The organism is Pseudomonas fluorescens Q2-87, assembly GCF_000281895.1.
GTDB lineage: Bacteria > Pseudomonadota > Gammaproteobacteria > Pseudomonadales > Pseudomonadaceae > Aquipseudomonas > Aquipseudomonas fluorescens_S.
This window is the reverse complement of sequence record NZ_CM001558.1, coordinates 5,758,885-5,777,115: the sequence shown is the minus strand read 5'-3', so window position 1 is coordinate 5,777,115 and position 18,231 is coordinate 5,758,885. Positions and strand designations below refer to the sequence as shown.

At 61.2% G+C, this 18,231-nt stretch carries 10 protein-coding genes; 5 read left to right on the top strand and 5 right to left on the bottom strand.

The genetic code is table 11. The features are described 5' to 3' along the window. The first annotated feature begins 90 nt into the window (after window positions 1–90). From PFLQ2_RS02395 to PFLQ2_RS02405, 3 genes are read left to right on the top strand one after another with little or no spacing between them, the layout of a single operon-like run. Window positions 91–2,139, top strand: coding sequence for a type VI secretion system tip protein VgrG (locus PFLQ2_RS02395; RefSeq protein ID WP_003186537.1), 2,049 nt, complete (start codon window positions 91–93; stop codon window positions 2,137–2,139). Beyond that, the gene (locus tag PFLQ2_RS02400; protein ID WP_003186536.1) at window positions 2,136–2,927 is read left to right on the top strand and encodes a DUF4123 domain-containing protein; all 792 of its coding nucleotides are present in this window, start codon (window positions 2,136–2,138) and stop codon (window positions 2,925–2,927) included. Before PFLQ2_RS02395 ends, PFLQ2_RS02400 begins: the two co-directional genes overlap by 4 nt. Before the next feature lie 26 nt (window positions 2,928–2,953). Next, window positions 2,954–3,793, top strand: a complete 840-nt coding sequence (locus PFLQ2_RS02405) for a 23S rRNA (adenine(2030)-N(6))-methyltransferase RlmJ (protein ID WP_003186535.1) — start codon at window positions 2,954–2,956, stop codon at window positions 3,791–3,793. Window positions 3,794–3,911: 118 nt separating this feature from the next. On the opposite strand, the gene msrA is transcribed toward PFLQ2_RS02405, so the two are convergent. From msrA to aceE, 5 genes are all read right to left on the bottom strand, one after another. Beyond that, window positions 3,912–4,559 (bottom strand): peptide-methionine (S)-S-oxide reductase MsrA, encoded by a 648-nt coding sequence (gene msrA / locus PFLQ2_RS02410; protein ID WP_003186534.1) that lies wholly within the window; start codon window positions 4,557–4,559, stop codon window positions 3,912–3,914. Window positions 4,560–4,645: 86 nt separating this feature from the next. Then, window positions 4,646–7,339: a putative bifunctional diguanylate cyclase/phosphodiesterase gene (locus tag PFLQ2_RS02415; protein WP_003186533.1), complete on the bottom strand. Its 2,694-nt coding sequence runs from the start codon at window positions 7,337–7,339 to the stop codon at window positions 4,646–4,648. A 194-nt stretch (window positions 7,340–7,533) separates the two neighbouring features. Then, entirely contained in the window at window positions 7,534–8,922 is a 1,389-nt protein-coding gene (locus PFLQ2_RS02420; protein ID WP_003186532.1) for an alkaline phosphatase D family protein, read from the bottom strand. 304 nt (window positions 8,923–9,226) lie between these two features. Beyond that, entirely contained in the window at window positions 9,227–10,861 is a 1,635-nt protein-coding gene (gene aceF / locus PFLQ2_RS02425; protein ID WP_003186531.1) for a dihydrolipoyllysine-residue acetyltransferase, read from the bottom strand. Window positions 10,862–10,872: 11 nt separating this feature from the next. Beyond that, entirely contained in the window at window positions 10,873–13,518 is a 2,646-nt protein-coding gene (gene aceE / locus PFLQ2_RS02430) for a pyruvate dehydrogenase (acetyl-transferring), homodimeric type (RefSeq protein ID WP_003186530.1), read from the bottom strand. Between the two features lie 383 nt (window positions 13,519–13,901). Between aceE and glnE the strand changes: the two genes are divergently transcribed. Next, complete coding sequence (glnE, locus tag PFLQ2_RS02435) at window positions 13,902–16,853, top strand: bifunctional [glutamate--ammonia ligase]-adenylyl-L-tyrosine phosphorylase/[glutamate--ammonia-ligase] adenylyltransferase (protein ID WP_003186529.1); 2,952 nt, start codon at window positions 13,902–13,904, stop codon at window positions 16,851–16,853. Between the two features lie 342 nt (window positions 16,854–17,195). Beyond that, entirely contained in the window at window positions 17,196–18,230 is a 1,035-nt protein-coding gene (waaF, locus tag PFLQ2_RS02440) for a lipopolysaccharide heptosyltransferase II (protein ID WP_003186528.1), read from the top strand. Window position 18,231 lies beyond the last annotated feature (1 nt).

Here is an 18,231-nt window from a genome sequence, read left to right as displayed (position 1 = left end):
GTAAGGCAAATCTGTTTTTCGTGAGCGTCGATCATCTTCCCCAAGCACTCATGCAGAATCGCTCGCCTTCATTCAGCAGAGGCACATCGGATGTTCGCACCTGCCAACCAACCCAGTTTCACGCTGACCCTCGACAGCGAGCCAAGTGAATTCCGGGTACTTGAGTTCAAGGGCAAGGAAGCCATCAGCCAGCCCTATCGGTTTGTCGTGGAGCTGGTCAGCGAGCGCTCCGACTTGCCACTGGAAGAGCTTCTGCACCGCCAGGCGTACCTGGCTTTCGACGACCAGGGGCATGGCGTGCACGGCCAGGTCTACAGCGTGGCCCAGGGGGACTCAGGCAAACGCCTGACCCGTTACCAGATCCGCCTGGTGCCGCGCCTGGCCTATCTGCGCCATCGCATCAACCAGCGGATTTTCCAGCACCTGACCGTGCCCGGCATCGTCGAGCGGATCTTGAAGGATCACGGCATCCAGGGTGATGCGTTCCAGTTCAGCCTGCGCGGGCAGTACCCTGAGCGCGAGTATTGCGTGCAGTACGGCGAGAGCGACCTGGCGTTCATCGAGCGGATTTGCGCCGAGGTGGGCATCCATTACCATTTCAGGCACAGCCCCCGCGGCCATTTGCTGGTGTTCGGCGACGACCAGACGGAGTTTCCCCGTTTGACCGAGTCGACCCTGTATTTGCCGGGCAGCGGCATGGTTGCCGACGAACCGGCGATCAAGCGCCTGTCGGTGCGGCTCCAGGCCCGGACCAGCGCCGTGACGCGGCGCGACTATGACTTCCGCAAGCCTGGCCTGTCGCTCCAGGCCAACCTCGACAATCAGCAGCAACCGGTGCTGGAGGATTATCGCTATCCGGGCCAGTTTTCCGACCGTGATCATGGCCGTCACCTGACCCGGCGCGCACTCGAGCGCCACGTGGCCGACTACCGCCTGGCCGAGGGCGACAGCGATCAACGTGCATTGGTCAGCGGGCATTTCCTGCCTGTTCACGGGCACCCTCGGGCACAGTGCAATGATCTCTGGCTGCTCACGCAGGTCACCCACCATGGCCGTCAGCCCCAGGTCCTGGAAGAAACGGCGCCTGGTGGCCCGGACGGTTTCCAGGGCTACAGCAATACGTTCATGGCCACGCCATGGCAGGTTTTCTATCGCCCACCTCTGCACCACCAAAAGCCGGCTGCCCATGGCTATCAGTTGGCGGTGGTAACCGGGCCTGTCGACAGCGAGATCCATTGCGACGAGTTCGGACGAGTGAAGGTGCAACTGATCTGGGATCGCGACGGCAAGCGTGACGAGCATTCCAGTTGCTGGCTGCGGGTCGCCTCCGGTTGGGCCCATGATCGTTATGGCGGTGTGATGATTCCCCGGGTCGGCATGGAAGTGCTGGTCGGATTTATTGACGGTGACGTGGACAAACCCGTGGTGGTGGGCTGCTTGCCCAATGGTGCCAATCCGCCGCCGCTGGACCTGCCAGCGGACAAGACCCGCAGCATCTTGCGCAGCCAGAGCAGCCCTGGCGGAGGCGGCTATAACGAATTACGCATCGAGGATCGCCAGGGCGCCGAAGAGATCTACCTGCGGGCCCAGCGCAACTGGACCCAGCATGTGCTGCATGACCTGCGGGTGCAGGTCGATCATGAGCGCAGCATCGTGGTTACCGGTACGGCGCGGCATGAGCTCAAGGCCGATGAGCAGCGTATTACCCATGGCCGGCGCCAGGCGGAAGTCAGGCAAGACGATCATTTGCTGGTGACCGGCGAGCGGCATATCCGCGTGAACAGCCAGGCCGTCAGCGCCAGCCAGCAGTTTCACGTCAGTGCCGGTCAGCAGGTTGTGCTGGATGCAGGTGTCAGCGCGACCATCCAGGCCGGCGGGCATTGGATCAATATCGGCGCGGGCGGGATTTTCAGTAGCGTACCAATCCAGGTCGGCGGTGGGCCGATGCCGGCCATGAGCGCGGCTTCCGGCAGTGCTGGAAAACCGTTGGCTGCGTCGCTGCCCCGCCTATCCCTCGCACAAATGCTCAGCCTGCAAGGCCAGGCGCCGTTCTGTGAGGAGTGTGAGCGTTGCCGGAGCGGCGTTTGCCCTATGCCGCCAACCGCCCGTCCAGCGGTCGACCTGCGAGGCCGGCCATGAGTGGCGGTCAATCGCCCCGCGCCTGGCTGCAGGATCATCCTCTGCAAACGTCAGAGCAGCTTTTCGCGATTCTCGGCAACGCCAGCGCCGCCGAGCCGTTGCCGGCCTGGAGGCGTTCGATGACGCTTGCGCCAAGTCCAATTTGGGCCGATACGCCTTATGCCGAGTGGGAATCGGTCATGCCCTATGTCGCCTCTGTCAGCCCCGACAGTGAATTCCTCGACTGGATAGCGTCGACCGACTCGCTCGACTGGGGGTGGCTGGCGGTGGCCTCGGTAAGCCAGCAAACCCTTGCCGAGCATCTGCGCGGGCTCACGCAGGTGCTATTGCCGGGTGGCCGGTCGGTTTTTTTCCGGTTTTGGGACGGGTGTTTTGTGCTGCCGATCCTGCAAGCGGCCGACGTTGATGCCGGTCAGCTTTTGCCGGTCGTCAGCCGCTGCCTGATAAACGGGCAATCGCTTGAGGTGGTGGGCAACGCCCGACGGCCGGCTCGGGCGTTTCCATGGTGGCAAGTGCCTGACGGGGTGCTCCAGGCATTGGCCGAGCGTTCGACCGACGCCCTGTTGAATAATCTGCTTGGGTGGTTGAGCGAGGAGCATCCAGACCTGTTCGAGCGGGTCGATGAACGCATCCTGCGGCGCAAGATCCTGCATTTTGTCGAGACGCCCGGGTTGGTCCCGGCGCCGAGGGCGCCATTACTGGCGTATCTGACGCAGGAGTTGGTTGAGCTTCGCGCACAGCCCTCCGCTCGGCTGCGACCCCCTGACGTTGAACGCACTTCAGGGTAAACTCGTCGCCCTTCGCAGGAGCCGCCATGAATTATCGTCACGCCTTCCACGCCGGCAATCATGCCGATGTGTTCAAACACCTGACCTTGACCCGCCTCATCGCCCTGATGTCGCGCAAGGACCAGCCCCTGGCCTACCTCGATACTCACGCCGGGATCGGGCTGTACGACCTGCAGGGGGATCAGGCCAACCGTACCGGCGAGTACCTGGAAGGTATCGCGCGGTTATGGGGCGCGAGCGATCTGCCGCCGCTGACCGCCGATTACATGAAAGTGCTGCACGAGATGAACCCGGATGGGCAATTGCGCTATTACCCCGGTTCACCGGAACTGGCGCGGCGCCTGACCCGGCCCCAGGACCGCGTGCTGCTCAACGAAAAACACCCTGAAGACGGCGTGCTGCTCAAGGACAACATGAAGGGCGACCGTCGCGTGGCGGTGCACCTGGGCGAAGGCTGGCATGTGCCCCGGGCGCTGCTGCCGGTGGCGCAGAAGCGTGCCCTGGTGCTGATCGATCCGCCCTTTGAGCAACTGGACGAGATGCAGCGCTGCGCCGCTTCCCTCAAGGAAGCCATCGGTCGGATGCGCCAGACAGTGGCGGCGATCTGGTACCCGGTGAAAGACCAGCGCATGCTGCGCCGTTTCTACCAGGACTTGGCCGGCACCGGCGCGCCGAAGCTGTTGCGTGTCGAATTGCTGGTGCATCCGCTGGCCACGCCCAACAGTCTGAACGGCTCCGGCCTGGCCATTGCCAATCCGCCGTGGGGGCTGGAGGAAGAGTTGCGTGAGCTGCTGCCGTGGTTGTCGAAAAAACTGGGGCAGACCCAGGGCGGGTGGCAGATGGATTGGCTGATTGCTGAGAGTTGATGGCGCCTGCTGGGGCGCCATCGCGAGCTAGCTAGCTCCCACATTGGACTGAATGTTCTGGAGGAATGCGGTCACTGTGGGAGCGAGCTCGCTCGCGAAGCCTTTCAGGGCAAAACCATCAGATTGGGCAGGTCACGCCCGTACCGCCAATCCCGCAGTACCCTTCAGGATTTTTCGCCAGGTATTGCTGGTGATACGCCTCGGCGAAGTAAACCGTCGGCGCCTGGTCGATTTCGGTGGTGATTTCTCCGAGGCCAGCCTTGATCAGTTCAGCCTGGAATACGGCTTTGCTCTTGTTCGCTGCGTCGAGCTGTTCGGGGGTGGTGCAATAGATCACCGAACGGTATTGGGTGCCGATGTCGTTACCCTGGCGCATGCCCTGGGTCGGGTTGTGCAGTTCCCAGAACATGGCCAGCAGTTGTTCGTAGCTGACCTTCTCCGGCTCGTAGACCACCAGCACCACTTCGCTGTGGCCGGTCAGGCCCGAGCAGACCTCTTCATATGTCGGGTTCGGCGTAAAGCCTCCCGCGTAACCCACCACTGTGCTGACCACGCCTTCACGCTGCCAAAATTTGCGTTCCGCGCCCCAGAAGCAGCCCAGGCCGAAGATTGCGAACTCGACCGTATTGGAGAACGGGCCCAACAGAGGCACGTCGTGGACGAAGTGTTTTTCCGGCAAGGCCATAGGCGTTTCACGGCCAGGCAAAGCCTGTTCTTGAGTTGGGAGCACGTTTTTGTTCACCAGGATTTCCGAGCGCAAGGCCATCATCAGTCCTCTCAGTCAGATTGAGTTGAGCGAATAAGACCGTCAGTGTGCCTCAGAAAAGCCGCCGCAAGCTATAAGCGGCTGCTTCAGACAAGCGGTCCGCGCGGGTAGCGCTTGAGCTTTTCGATCAGTTCCGCGCCGGGAATCGGCCGATCGAACAGATAGCCTTGGCCGACATCGCAACGGTGACGGCGCAGGAAGGTCAGCTGCTGGGCGGTTTCGATGCCTTCGGCCACGACCTTGAGCTTCAGGTTGTGGGCCATGGCGATCACCGCCGAAGTGATTTCCATGTCGTCCTGGTTATCCGGAATTTCATGGATGAAGCTGCGATCGATCTTGATGATGTCGATCGGGAATTTTTTCAGGTAGCTCAAGGAGGAGTAACCGGTGCCAAAGTCATCCATGGCCAAGGTCAGCCCCAGGCGCTTGAGCTGGTCGAGCTGCAAATGGGTGTCTTCGGTGGCTTCCAGCAGCAAGCCTTCGGTCAGTTCCAGTTCCAGCAACCGGGCGGGCAGCTGTTCTTCCTTGAGGATGCTGGCGATGGAGGCAACCAGGTCCGGGTCGGAAAACTGCTTGGGTGACAGGTTGATCGCCACTTGCAGGTTACCCAGCCCGGCGGCGGTCAATTGCTTGCTCATGCGGCACGCCTGGCGGGCGATCCACTTGCCGATGGGGATGATCAAGCCGGTTTCTTCAGCCACGCTGATGAACTGGTCCGGCCGGATCATGCCCTTGTCCGGATGGTTCCAGCGCAGCAACGCCTCCATGCCCAGCAAGCGGCCGCTGCGCAGGCACAGCTTGGGCTGGTAGAACACGTCCAGCTCGTTCTGGGTCAAGGCGCGACGCAGGTTGTTTTCGACGAACAGCTTGTAACTGGCTTCGGCATTCAGCGCTTCGGTGAACACCTGGACCTGATGCTTGCCGTTGGCCTTGGCCTTGTGCAGGGCCAGGCCGGCGTTGCGCATCAGGGTCTGGGGATCGCGCCCGTGCAGCGGCGCGCAGGCCAGGCCCACGGAGCCGGTCACGCTGATCAGTTGGTTGTCGACGAACATCGGCTTGTCGAGGGTCATCAGCAACTGGCTGGCCACTTGCTGCCCGGCTTCCAGGTCCGTGTCGTCCAGCAACACGGCGAATTCATTACTGGCGAACCGCGCCAGGCTGCCGCTGGGGCTCAGGCTGTTGCGCAGGCGCCGGGCCAGGCTGATGAGCAGTTTGTCACCGGTCTGGTGGCCAAGGCTGTCGTTAATGCGCTTGAAGTTGTCGATGTCCACCAACAACAGACTGATGGGCGAATCGCTGTCCCGGGCGAAGCGTTCATCGAGGTTGCGTATGAACGCCGGGCGGTTGCCCAGGTTGGTCAGGTTGTCGGTGTAGGCCAGGCGCTCGATGCGCTGCTGGGCCAGCTTGGTCTGGGTGATGTCCTCGTAGATGCCGATGTAATGGGTCAGCTCGCGGTTATCGCCATAGACCTTGGAAATCGACAACTGGCCCCAGTAGGGTTCCAGGTTTTTGCGCCGGCTCTTGAACTCGCCCTGCCAGCTGTTGTTCTGGGCCAGCGCCGACGGCGCATCGAACAGCAGTTCACTGAGATTCTCCAGGGCCGGCAATTCAGACAGGCGCTGGCCGTGGACTTCCTCGGTGGTGTACTGGGTGATCGCCGTGAAGCTCGGGTTGACGTACTCCACCACGCCGTCGCAGTTGACCAGCAGGAACGCATTGGCGCTCTGTTCGACGGCGCGCTGGAATAGATGCAGGGCGCTGGTGGCCGTTCGTCGGTTGTGATTGTTGATGACCTGCGCGAACTGATCCGCCAGTTCGCCGGCGAAGGCGATCTCATCCGACTGCCAGGCGCGGGTAACCCCCACTTGCTCCAGGCACAGGACGCCCACCACTTGGCCATCGATACGCACGCTGGCGTCAAGGATGGCGTTGACATCGCGGGCGCGAAGGTTCTCGGCCATTTCGCGGGTGCGCGGGTCGCGCATCGCGTTGTGAGCATCAATGGCGCGGCAGGTCTGCAGCGCTTCCATGTAGTCGGGAAAATCGTCGGCGTTGATCACCGCCGGCAGGAAATACGCCTGGGTTGCCTGGTTGTAGGCGGAAATCGGCACCAGCTTGCCGTCTTCCAGGTTCCACAGGCTGGCGCAGTCGATCTGGTAGATGTCACAGGCGCTGCGGGTAATGAGTTCGGCCGCTTCCAGCAGGGAGTTGTTGGCGCTGTAGCGTTGGCGGGTCAGCAGCAGGATCAGGTCCTGTTGGGCGCGCACCCGGTCCAGGTGCTGGAGCTGCTCCTGCTGCGCGCGCTGGTTCAGTTCCAGGGCGATCTGCAGTCGTGAGTTCTGGGTTTCCAGATCCAGTGCCGGCAGGGACGGCTCGTCTTCGAGCACATTGTCCACGACCAACAGATAGCCGCGCAGCAGATGCCGATTGTGCTGTTTGTAGGCCTCGCCCGTTTCCAGCAGGTTCATCGGCCCTTTGGCGGTGTGGAGCGTGTAGCGAATCTGGTAATGCGAAGCCTGGGCCAGTTGTTGCTGGATAGCGTCGTGCAATTGATAGCGAGCCTGCGGTTCCATCAGGCTGGCGTAGGGCGAGCTGACCAGCGAGCACAGTTCTACCGCTGGTAGGCCGAAGTATCGCTCGCAATTGGGATCGAGGAATAACAGCGCCCAGCTTGCTTCATTCAGCCGTTCGAAACGCAGCATACCGAGCCGCGCGGGCACCGGTAACTGCGTCACTACCTCGGCCGCCATACGGCTGGCGGCATCGGGTTGGCTTTTCATGGGGAAACTCGCTTCGAAAATGCTGATCGCGCCGGGCTGACGCCCTCGTTATTACGGATTGCCGCAAGGTTGCATCATTGCGGCACTGGCTGACAAGAGACATGAAGGCCAAGTGCTATAAACCTTTTATCGGCCGACAACCGGATTTCTTCAGTCGCCGGCCGATCAGAGGGCATGGCTGGTGCTTGCGCCTGTCAGCGCAGCGGGATATCGACGGTCTGCAAGGCCAGGCCGTCACGGTCGTGGAAGGTGACTTGAACGCTCTGCGCCGTGATATACAGCCGCGCGAAGTTATCCTGTCCGAGCACCTTGCTGGTCAGTTCACTGTGATATTCGCCGCTTTGCGTGCGAGCGATCGGGGCGTCGAAAACAAAATCCGCCGCTTTTGCATAAGGCAGCAGCTTGCTGTTGCAAAACGGCGAGGAAATGATGGTGTTGACTTCGAAATCAGGATCCTGGCTGTGACGCAAGCGACAGGTCATCGAACCATGGATGTCACCCGTCACGAAAAACACGTTCTTGATCCCATGGCGACGCAGGGTTTCCAGAACACGCAGGCGTTGGCCCGGGAACGCCTGCCAGGCGTCGGCGTCATTGTGCTTGCTGTCGGGGTAGAACAAGACGCTGGTCACGATGAGCTTGACCCGGGCACGGCTGTTGATGAGCCATTCGAGCAGGGCTTGCTCCTGTTCTTCATCGAGAATGCGTCGATCGTCTGCCGCCAGGTTGCGTTGTGTCCGGCTGTCGGTGACGAACCATTCAATATCGCCATGACTCAATCGGTACCAGTAGTGTTTCAGTGATTTATTTAAGCCATCCTCTGAATGTTCATGAGCAGGGCCATGGCTGGCTTGATAAATCCCATAGGCTTGCATGGCGTTCGCATATAACACGGCATCGCGACTGGTTTTATTGGCCGGCCAGTTATCTTCGATTTCATGATCATCAAGGATCATGTAGGTCGGTACGCTGGACATCAACTTGCTGATATGCGGTTGGGTAAAGGCCGTGCGGTATTTGAAAAGAATATTCTTATAGGTTCGGTCCGGCGCGACAACGTTCAAGTCGTCGAGATAAACCTGGTCTCCAGTCATTAATATCGCGCTGATTGGCGGGTTGGCCTTTTCCACCAGACGATTGATGCCGGCAAACGTCCGGTCCCCCAGCCCCGGCAACGACGGCACGCCGCCAGTGATCCGCAGATAACGGCAAGAGCCGACAACATAGGCCCGCGGTGTATCGGCTGCGCCGGATTGCGTGCGCAGACGGTAAGTTGTCCGGGGCCATTGCAGCGGCAGCTCCGCAATGGTTTCCACGGTATGGGTCGGGCTCAAGAGACTGAACCAGCCCGCCTGGTATTCATAAAGCGTATCGGCTTGAAGACCATTCAAGACGATGACATCGGACATGTCGCGATGGGCGTTCAATTGAACAAAGTGTCCCTTCGACCACGTTGTATCGCCTTGGCGCCTATGGCGAACGCCGGCAAATACCAAGTTGTCGGCATAGTCGCCTCGCAGAAAAATTCGACAGTGATCTGTTGTGGTGTGGCCGATAATGGGGCCGACGGTAGGCTTGAACATATTCGAATCCATTCGATATTCAGTTTTACAAAGCAGTTAGTTGCCTTGATCGATGGATGCTAAAGCTCGGCGCAGAATAAATATCGCAGGGGGAGGGGGCGCAGTTTGTGGGCAATGACTAACAGGCGGTGTAGTCATTCATGCGGGGGGAAGTAGGAAAGTTGTCTGGTGAATGGCCTGGTTCTGATGTCAGGCTTTTTTCCAGGCAAAAAAAGCCCCGCCAAATGGACGGGGTTGAGGTACGAGCGTGGCGCTCGGAAAACAGTGGTCCGAATGGCCCTCCGCGAGGGAGGGCCGCCCGGTGTTACAGCAGGATGGTGCGGATGTCGCCCAGCAGGTCGCTCAGACGCTTGGTGAAGCGTGCGGCGGCGGCGCCGTTGATCACACGGTGATCGTAGGACAGCGACAGCGGCAGCATCAGCTTTGGCTGGAACGCTTTACCGTCCCAGACAGGCTGGATGGTGGCCTTGGAGACACCGAGGATCGCCACTTCCGGCGCGTTGACGATCGGCGTGAAGCCGGTGCCGCCAATGTGGCCGAGGCTGGAAATGGTGAAGCAGGCGCCTTGCATGTCGTCTGCACTGAGCTTCTTGCTGCGGGCCTTCTCGGCCAGGGCAGCTGCTTCGGCAGCCAATTGCAGCAGGCTTTTCTGGTCGACGTTGCGGATGACCGGTACCAGCAGGCCTTCCGGAGTGTCGACGGCGAAGCCGATGTGCACGTATTTCTTGCGGATCACAGCCTTGCCGCTTGGCGCCAGGGAGGCGTTGAAGTCCGGCAGCTCCTTGAGCAGGTGCGCACAGGCCTTGAGCAGCAGCGGCAAAACGGTCAGCTTCACGCCGGCCTTTTCGGCCACGGCTTTCTGCGCAACGCGGAAAGCTTCCAGCTCGGTGATGTCAGCCTGGTCGAACTGAGTCACGTGCGGGATGTTCAGCCAGCTGCGGTGCAGGCTCGACGCGCCGATTTGCATCAGGCGAGTCATGGCCACTTCTTCGATTTCGCCGAAGCGGCTGAAGTCCACTGCCGGGACTGGCGGGATACCCGCGCCGCCGGTGGCGCCTTCGGCCGGTGCGTTCTTGGCCTTCTGCATCATGGCCTTGACGTAGGCCTGCACGTCTTCCTTCAGCACGCGACCGTGTGGGCCGCTCGGGCCGACGGCGGACAGCTCGACGCCGAATTCACGGGCCAACTGACGCACCGCAGGACCGGCGTGCACCTTGGCACCGCTTGGAGCAGGCGCGGCGGCAACCGGAGCCGCCTCGGCCTTGGCGGCTGGCGCGGCAGCCGGAGCCGGAGCGGCTTCAGCCTTGGCGGCAGGCGCAGCGGCCTGGGCGGGAGCGGCCGGTGCGGCGGCACCGGCTACTTTCAGCTTGAGGATGAAATCGCCAGTGCCGACTTCGTCTTCCAGCTTGACCGCGATGCTTTCCACCACGCCGGCAGCCGGCGATGGGATTTCCATGCTGGCCTTGTCCGATTCCAGGGTGATCAGCGACTGGTCGGCTTCGACGGTGTCGCCGACCTTGACCAATACTTCGATGATCTTGGCCTTGCCCGACGAGCCGATGTCCGGGACATGGATGTCCTGGACGGTGGCAACGGCAGGTGCAGCGGCTGGAGCTGGGGCGGCTTCGGCAGCCGGTGCGGCGGCCGGCTTCTCAGCGGCTGCCGGGGCTGGCGCAGGCGCGACAGCTTCAGGCGCCGCAGCGGCGCCCTCGACTTCCAGTTCCAGCAATTCGTCGCCTTCTTTCAGGCGATCGCCCAGCTTCACTTTCAAGCTCTTGATGACACCGGCCTTCGGCGCAGGCACTTCCATGCTGGCCTTGTCCGATTCAAGCGTCAGGATGCTCTGGTCGGCTTCGATACGGTCGCCGACCTTCACAAACAGTTCAATTACTTCACCTTCACCGCTGCCGATGTCAGGTACGCGAATGAGTTCGCTCACGAAAATTCTCCTCAGCAGTCCAGTGGGTTGCGTTTTTCTGGATCGATGCCGAACTTGGCGATGGCTTCGGCCACCACTTTAGGTTCGATATCGCCACGGTCAGCCAAGGCTTCCAGGGCTGCCAACACAACGAACTTACGGTCGACTTCGAAGAAGTGACGCAGCTTCTTGCGGCTGTCGCTACGGCCGAAACCGTCGGTGCCCAGCACTTTGAATTCCTTGGAAGGAACCCACTGGCGGATCTGCTCTGCAAACAGCTTCATGTAGTCGGTAGAAGCGATGACCGGACCTTTGCGGCCGTTCAGGCACTCTTCGACGTAGCTCAGCTTAGGCTTCTGGCCAGGGTGCAAGCGGTTGGTACGCTCTACGGCCAGGCCGTCGCGACGCAGTTCGTTGAAGCTGGTCACGCTCCAGACGTCGGCGCCGACGTTGAACTCTTCACGCAGGATTTTCGCCGCTTCACGCACTTCGCGCAGGATGGTGCCGGAGCCCATCAGTTGCACGTGATGCGCCGCTTCGCGGGTGTCTTCCTCGAGCAGGTACATGCCCTTGACGATGCCTTCCTCGACACCGGCCGGCATGGCTGGCTGCTGGTAGGACTCGTTCATCACGGTGATGTAGTAGAAGACGTCCTGTTGCTCTTCGGTCATCTTCTTCATGCCGTCCTGGATGATCACCGCCAGCTCGTAGCCGTAGGTCGGATCATAGGTGCGGCAGTTCGGGATGGTGCCGGCCAGCATGTGGCTGTGACCGTCTTCGTGCTGCAGGCCTTCGCCGTTCAGGGTGGTTCTGCCTGCGGTACCGCCGATCAGGAAACCACGGGTGCGGCTGTCGCCTGCGGCCCAGGCGAGGTCGCCGATACGCTGGAAGCCGAACATCGAATAGAAGATGTAGAACGGCAGCATTGGCTGGTTGTGGCTGGAATACGAAGTACCGGCGGCAATGAAGGAGCTCATGGCGCCCGCTTCGTTGATGCCTTCTTCGAGGATCTGGCCCTTCTTGTCTTCCTTGTAGAACATCACCTGGTCTTTATCGACCGGATCGTAGAGCTGGCCGACGGACGAGTAGATGCCCAGTTGGCGGAACATGCCTTCCATACCGAAAGTACGGGCTTCGTCCGGGATGATCGGGACGATGCGCTGGCCGATTTCCTTGTCCTTAACCAGTTGCGCGAGGATCCGCACGAAAGCCATGGTGGTGGAGATTTCACGGTCGCCCGAGCCGTCCAGGATCGCCTTGAGGGTGTCCAGTGGCGGTGTCGGGATGCTGAAGCTCTTGGCACGACGCTGCGGCACGAATCCGCCCAGTGCGGCACGGCGCTCGGCCAGGTAACGGGCTTCGGCGCTGCCTTCTTCAGGCTTGAAGAACGGCAGGTTTTCCAGCTCGCTGTCCTTGACCGGAATGTCGAAGCGGTCGCGGAACAACTTCAGGCTGTCGACATCGACCTTCTTGGTGTTGTGCGCGGTGTTCTTCGCTTCGCCGGCACCGGTGCCATAACCCTTGATGGTCTTGGCCAGGATAACGGTCGGTTGCTCTTTGTGGTTGACCGCCTGGTGGTACGCCGCGTAGACCTTGTACGGGTCGTGGCCGCCACGGTTCAGTTTCCAGATCTCGTCGTCGGACAAGTCGGCAACCATCGCCTTCAGTTCAGGCGAGTTGAAGAAATGCTCACGGACGAACGCGCCGTCCTTGGCCTTGTAGTTCTGGTACTCGCCGTCGATGACTTCGTCCATGCGACGCTGCAGGATGCCGTCGACGTCCTTGGCCAGCAATGGGTCCCAGAAACGGCCCCAGATGACTTTGTTGACGTTCCACTGGGCGCCACGGAACACGCCTTCGAGTTCCTGGATAATCTTGGCGTTGCCGCGAACCGGGCCGTCGAGGCGCTGCAGGTTGCAGTTGATGACGAAGATCAGGTTGTCCAGCTTCTCGCGGCCGGCCAGGGAGATCGCGCCCAGGGATTCCGGCTCGTCGCACTCGCCGTCGCCCATGAAGCACCAGACTTTCTGCTTGCCGGCCGGGATGAAGCCGCGAGCTTCCAGGTACTTCATGAAGCGTGCCTGGTAGATCGCCTGGATCGGGCCCAGGCCCATGGAAACGGTCGGGAACTGCCAGAAGTCAGGCATCAGCCAAGGGTGCGGGTACGAGGACAGGCCGTTGCCGTCCACTTCCTGGCGGAAGTTGTTCATCTGGTCTTCGGTGATACGACCTTCCATGAACGCACGGGCGTAGACGCCTGGCGATGCGTGACCTTGGAAGTAGATCAGGTCGCCGCCGTGTTCGTCGGTCGGGGCCTGGAAGAAGTAGTTGAAGCCGATGTCATACAGCGTCGCGCTGGAGGCGAAGCTGGAGATGTGACCGCCCAGGTCAGAATCTTTCAGGTTGGTACGCATGACCATGGCCAACGCGTTCCAGCGTACCAGCGAGCGAATGCGGCGTTCCATGAACAGGTCGCCAGGCATGCGTGCTTCGTGGGTAACGGGGATCGTGTTGCGGTACGGCGTGGTGATGGCGTAGGGCAGTTGCGAACCGCTGCGGGTCGCGAGTTCGCCCATACGGGTCATCAGATAATGAGCACGGTCTTCGCCTTCTTTGTCGAGAACCGATTCCAGGGCGTCCAGCCATTCCTGGGTTTCGACGGGATCGAGGTCTTGCATGGCTTGCTCCAGGGCGGAAAGGCTACCAGAATCGGTTGCCTGAGTTTGCGACTGGCCTTGTGGGCAGACGATATAAATTCTTGGATTGCCGAAGGGTTGTTTCGGCGGCGTGTAGTTTTACTACAAATCGTCGGCCGTTTCAGCCTTTCGAATGTATAGACGAGTAGTAAAACTACACCTGAGCGGCTCGTGGCCCCTCGTTTCGTTGTGAGAATAATCGTTACTGTTGGTCTTTAGCCAACTCGAACAGGTAAAAACTTGATGCCGGCTGCCAATAAAATCAGATTTTCAGCTATTTATCATCTTTGTTCGACAGTCGATCAGGTAGTGTCTTTTGCAAAAACGCTACATCGAGCCTTTCCCGCGCCGATCAAGGATAGACCATGAGCCTGCCCTCGCTTGTCCCAATAGCTGAAAAGCTACCGGCAATTCTCCAGTCATTGGTCAGCCGTGCCGAGCAGTCGTTCCGTGCGGCGGTCACCTTGCTCGGCCATGACCATGAGCTGTCGACCTGGACGCCGCAGCGCTGGGAGGCGTTCCAGCGTGTCGCCGCCGCCAGCGACTTTGTCGTCGAGCAAAGTGTGCGCGACCCTGCAATGCTCTTGGCGCTCGTAGGCAGCGGTGAGCTGGACCGCAGCTTTGCCCCCGGTGAGCTGTGCGCACAGATCGGCGCCGCCGTGCAGGCTGCCGAGAGCGAAGAGGAGTTGGGTCGCGTCCTGCGCCGCCAGCGCACTCGCCACCAGGTGCGGATCATCTGGCGTGACTTGAACCGCCAGGCCGATCTGGTCCAGACCTGCCGCGACCTCTCGGACATGGCCGATGCCTGCATCGACCAGGCCTACCAATGGTTATACCTGCGCCTGAGCCAGCAATTCGGCACGCCTACCGGACGACGCACCGGCGAGCCGCAGCACATGGTCATCCTGGGCATGGGCAAGCTTGGCGCGGTGGAGCTGAACCTGTCGTCGGACATCGACCTTATCTTTGCCTACCCCGAAGGTGGCGAAACCGTCGGCGCCAAGCGGCCGCTGGATAACCAGGAATTTTTCATCCGGGTGGGCCAACGCTTGATCAAGGCCCTGGACCCGATGACCGTCGACGGCTTCGTATTTCGCGTCGACATGCGACTGCGCCCCTACGGTTCGGCCGGTGCGCTGGTGCTGAGCTTCAATGCCTTGGAGCAGTATTACCAGGACCAGGGCCGCGACTGGGAACGCTACGCCATGATCAAGGCGCGGGTAGTGGCCGGCGACCAGGTGGCCGGGGCGCAACTGCTCGACATGCTGCGTCCGTTCGTCTATCGCCGTTACCTGGATTTTTCCGCCATCGAAGCGCTGCGCACCATGAAGCAGCTGATCCAGCAGGAAGTCCGGCGCAAGGGCATGGCCGATAACATCAAGCTGGGATCGGGCGGCATCCGCGAAGTGGAGTTCATTGCCCAGGCGTTCCAGCTGATCCACGGCGGCCGAGACTTGAGCTTGCAGCAGCGTCCGCTGCTCAAGGTACTGGGCATTCTCGAAGGCCAGGGTTACCTGCCGGCCAAGGTCGTCGACGAGCTGCGCCAGGGTTATGAGTTCTTGCGTTATACCGAGCATGCGATCCAGGCCATTGCCGACCGCCAGACCCAGATGTTGCCGGACAGCCCGCAGGACCAGGCACGCATTGCGTTCATGCTGGGGTTTGCCGACTGGTCGAGCTTTCATGAGCAGTTGATGCACTGGCGTGGGCGCGTGGCCTGGCATTTCGGCCAGGTCATCGCCGACCCGGATGAAGAAGAGGGCGGCGAAAGCGAAGTGGTGGTGGGCGGCGAATGGTTGCCTTTGTGGGAAGACAGCCAGGATGAAGAAGCGGCGTGTCGTCAGTTGGAAGAGGGTGGCTTCGCCGATGCACCCAAAGCGCTCAAGGCCCTCGCTGCCTTGCGCGGCAGCCCGCAATTGCGCGCCATGCAGCGCCTGGGGCGCGAACGTCTGGATGCCTTCATTCCACGTCTTCTGGCCCAGGCGGTGGAGCATGCCAACCCGGACCTGGTGCTGGAGCGGGTGCTTCCGCTGGTAGAGGCGGTGGCGCGCCGTTCGGCTTACCTGGTGTTGTTGACCGAAAATCCCGGTGCTTTGCGACGCTTGCTGACGCTGTGCGCGGCAAGCCCGTGGATCGCCGAGCAGATCACCCGGTTCCCACTGTTGCTCGATGAGTTGCTCAACGAGGGGCGCCTGTTCAAGCCGCCCTTGGCGCCAGAGCTGGCCGCCGAGTTGCGCGAACGCCTGACGCGGATTCCCGAGGACGACCTCGAACAACAAATGGAGGCGCTGCGGCATTTCAAGCTGGCGCACCGTTTGCGGGTGGCCGCTTCGGAAATCGCCGGCAGCCTGCCGCTGATGAAAGTCAGCGATTACCTGACCTGGCTGGCCGAGGCGATTCTCGAGCAAGTGCTGGCCCTGGCCTGGCGCCAGACGGCTGCCAAGCACGGCGTACCATTGCGCACCGATGGCAGCCTGTGCGATCCGGGCTTCATTATTGTCGGTTATGGGAAAGTCGGCGGCCTGGAATTGGGGCATGGTTCGGACCTGGACCTGGTGTTCATCCATGACGGCGATCCCCAGGCGGAAACGGATGGCCCGAAACCGATCGACGGCGCGCAGTTTTTCACCCGGCTCGGCCAAAGGATCATTCACTTGCTGACGGCCCAGACCAATTCCGGGCAGCTTTATGAAGTGGACATGCGCCTGCGGCCGTCCGGTGCGTCCGGGTTGCTGGTCAGTTCCCTCGGGGCGTTTGCTCGCTATCAGGAGAACGAAGCCTGGACCTGGGAGCACCAGGCCCTGGTGCGGGCCCGAGTGCTGGTGGGTAGCCAGGATGTGGGCCAGGCGTTCGAGAAAGTTCGTGCCCAGGTGCTGGGACGCAAGCGCGATCTGCCGATGCTGCGCCAGGAGGTCAGCGAAATGCGCGCGAAGATGCGCGACAACCTGGGCAGCAAGACCACCGCTGCCGGGACCGCACCGAACGCCTTCGAGGCTACGGCGCCCTTCGACCTCAAGCAGGATGCCGGAGGTATCGTCGATATAGAATTTATGGTGCAATACGCGGCCCTGGCGTGGTCCGAGCAATACCCGTCGCTGCTGCGCTACACCGATAACATCCGGATTCTGGAAGGGCTGGAGGAGGCCGGGCTGATGCCCGCTGAAGATGCTGCCCTGTTGCGCGAGGCCTATAAGGCCTTCCGCTCCGCCGCTCACCGCCAGGCCTTGCAGAAAGACGCCGGGGTGATCACCGGCGACCAGTTCGTGGATGAGCGTCGACAAGTGCTGCGGATCTGGCGAGAGCTGGGGCTGAGCTGAAGTTTTAAATGTGGGAGCGAGCTTGCTCGCGAAGGCGGAGTGTCAGGCGACATTGATGCTGGATGTGATGGCCTCTTCGCGAGCAGGCTCGCTCCCACAATGGATTGGCGGTGCAGCATTGAGCTGCAAATACATGCAAAACCCTGTGGGAGCGAGCTTGCTCGCGAAGGCGGAGTGTCAGGCGACATTGATGCTGGATGTGATGGCCTCTTCGCGAGCAGGCTCGCTCCCACAGTAGATTCGCGGTGTGTTGTAGATTGAAGGCAACAGGCAACGACCTAAGCCACAGTGATTCTCGAGGCGGGGAGGCGTAGGCCTCCCCGTATCGTTTTTGGAAAGCACATGAATATTCTGATCGTTGGGCCCAGTTGGGTCGGTGACATGGTGATGGCGCAGACACTCTTCCAGTGTCTGAAGCAGCGCCACCCACAGTGTGAAATCGACGTGCTGGCTCCAGAGTGGAGTCGGCCGATCCTTGAGCGCATGCCCGAAGTGCGCAAGGCCTTGAGCTTTCCGCTCGGCCACGGCGCGCTGGAACTGGCGACCCGTCGACGCATCGGTAAATCCCTGGCCGGTCAGTACGACCAGGCGATCCTGCTGCCCAACTCCCTGAAATCTGCGCTGGTGCCGTTTTTCGCGGGCATTCCCAAGCGCACCGGCTGGCGCGGGGAGTTTCGCTACGGCCTGCTCAACGATGTGCGCACGCTGGATAAAGACCGTTATCCGCTGATGATCGAGCGCTTCATGGCCCTGGCCTACGAGCCGGGCGCCGAGTTGCCCAAGCCTTATCCGCGTCCGAGCCTGCGGATCGATCCGGTGACCCGTGAAGCGGCGCTGGCCAAGTTCGGCCTGAGCCTGGATCGTCCGGTGCTGGCGTTGTGTCCGGGCGCCGAGTTTGGCGAGTCCAAGCGTTGGCCAGCGGAACATTACGCCCAAGTCGCCGAGGCGAAGATTCGCGAAGGCTGGCAAGTCTGGCTGTTCGGGTCGAAAAAAGATCACCCCGTGGGCGAAGACATCCGCTCGCGGCTGATCCCCGGGCTTCGAGAGGAATCGGTGAATCTCAGCGGCGATACCTCCCTGGCCGAAGCCATCGATCTGTTGTCCTGCGCTGATTCGGTGGTGTCCAACGATTCCGGCCTGATGCACGTGGCCGCGGCCCTGAACCGCCCATTGGTCGCGGTCTATGGTTCCACCTCGCCAGGCTTCACGCCGCCGTTGGCCGACAAGGTCGAAGTCGTGCGCCTGGGCATCGAATGCAGTCCATGCTTCGACCGTACCTGCCGCTTCGGTCATTACAACTGCCTGCGCCAACTCATGCCGCCGTCGGTGAACGAGGCTCTGGAGCGGTTGCAGGGCACACCCGTGGAGGTCCGGTAAC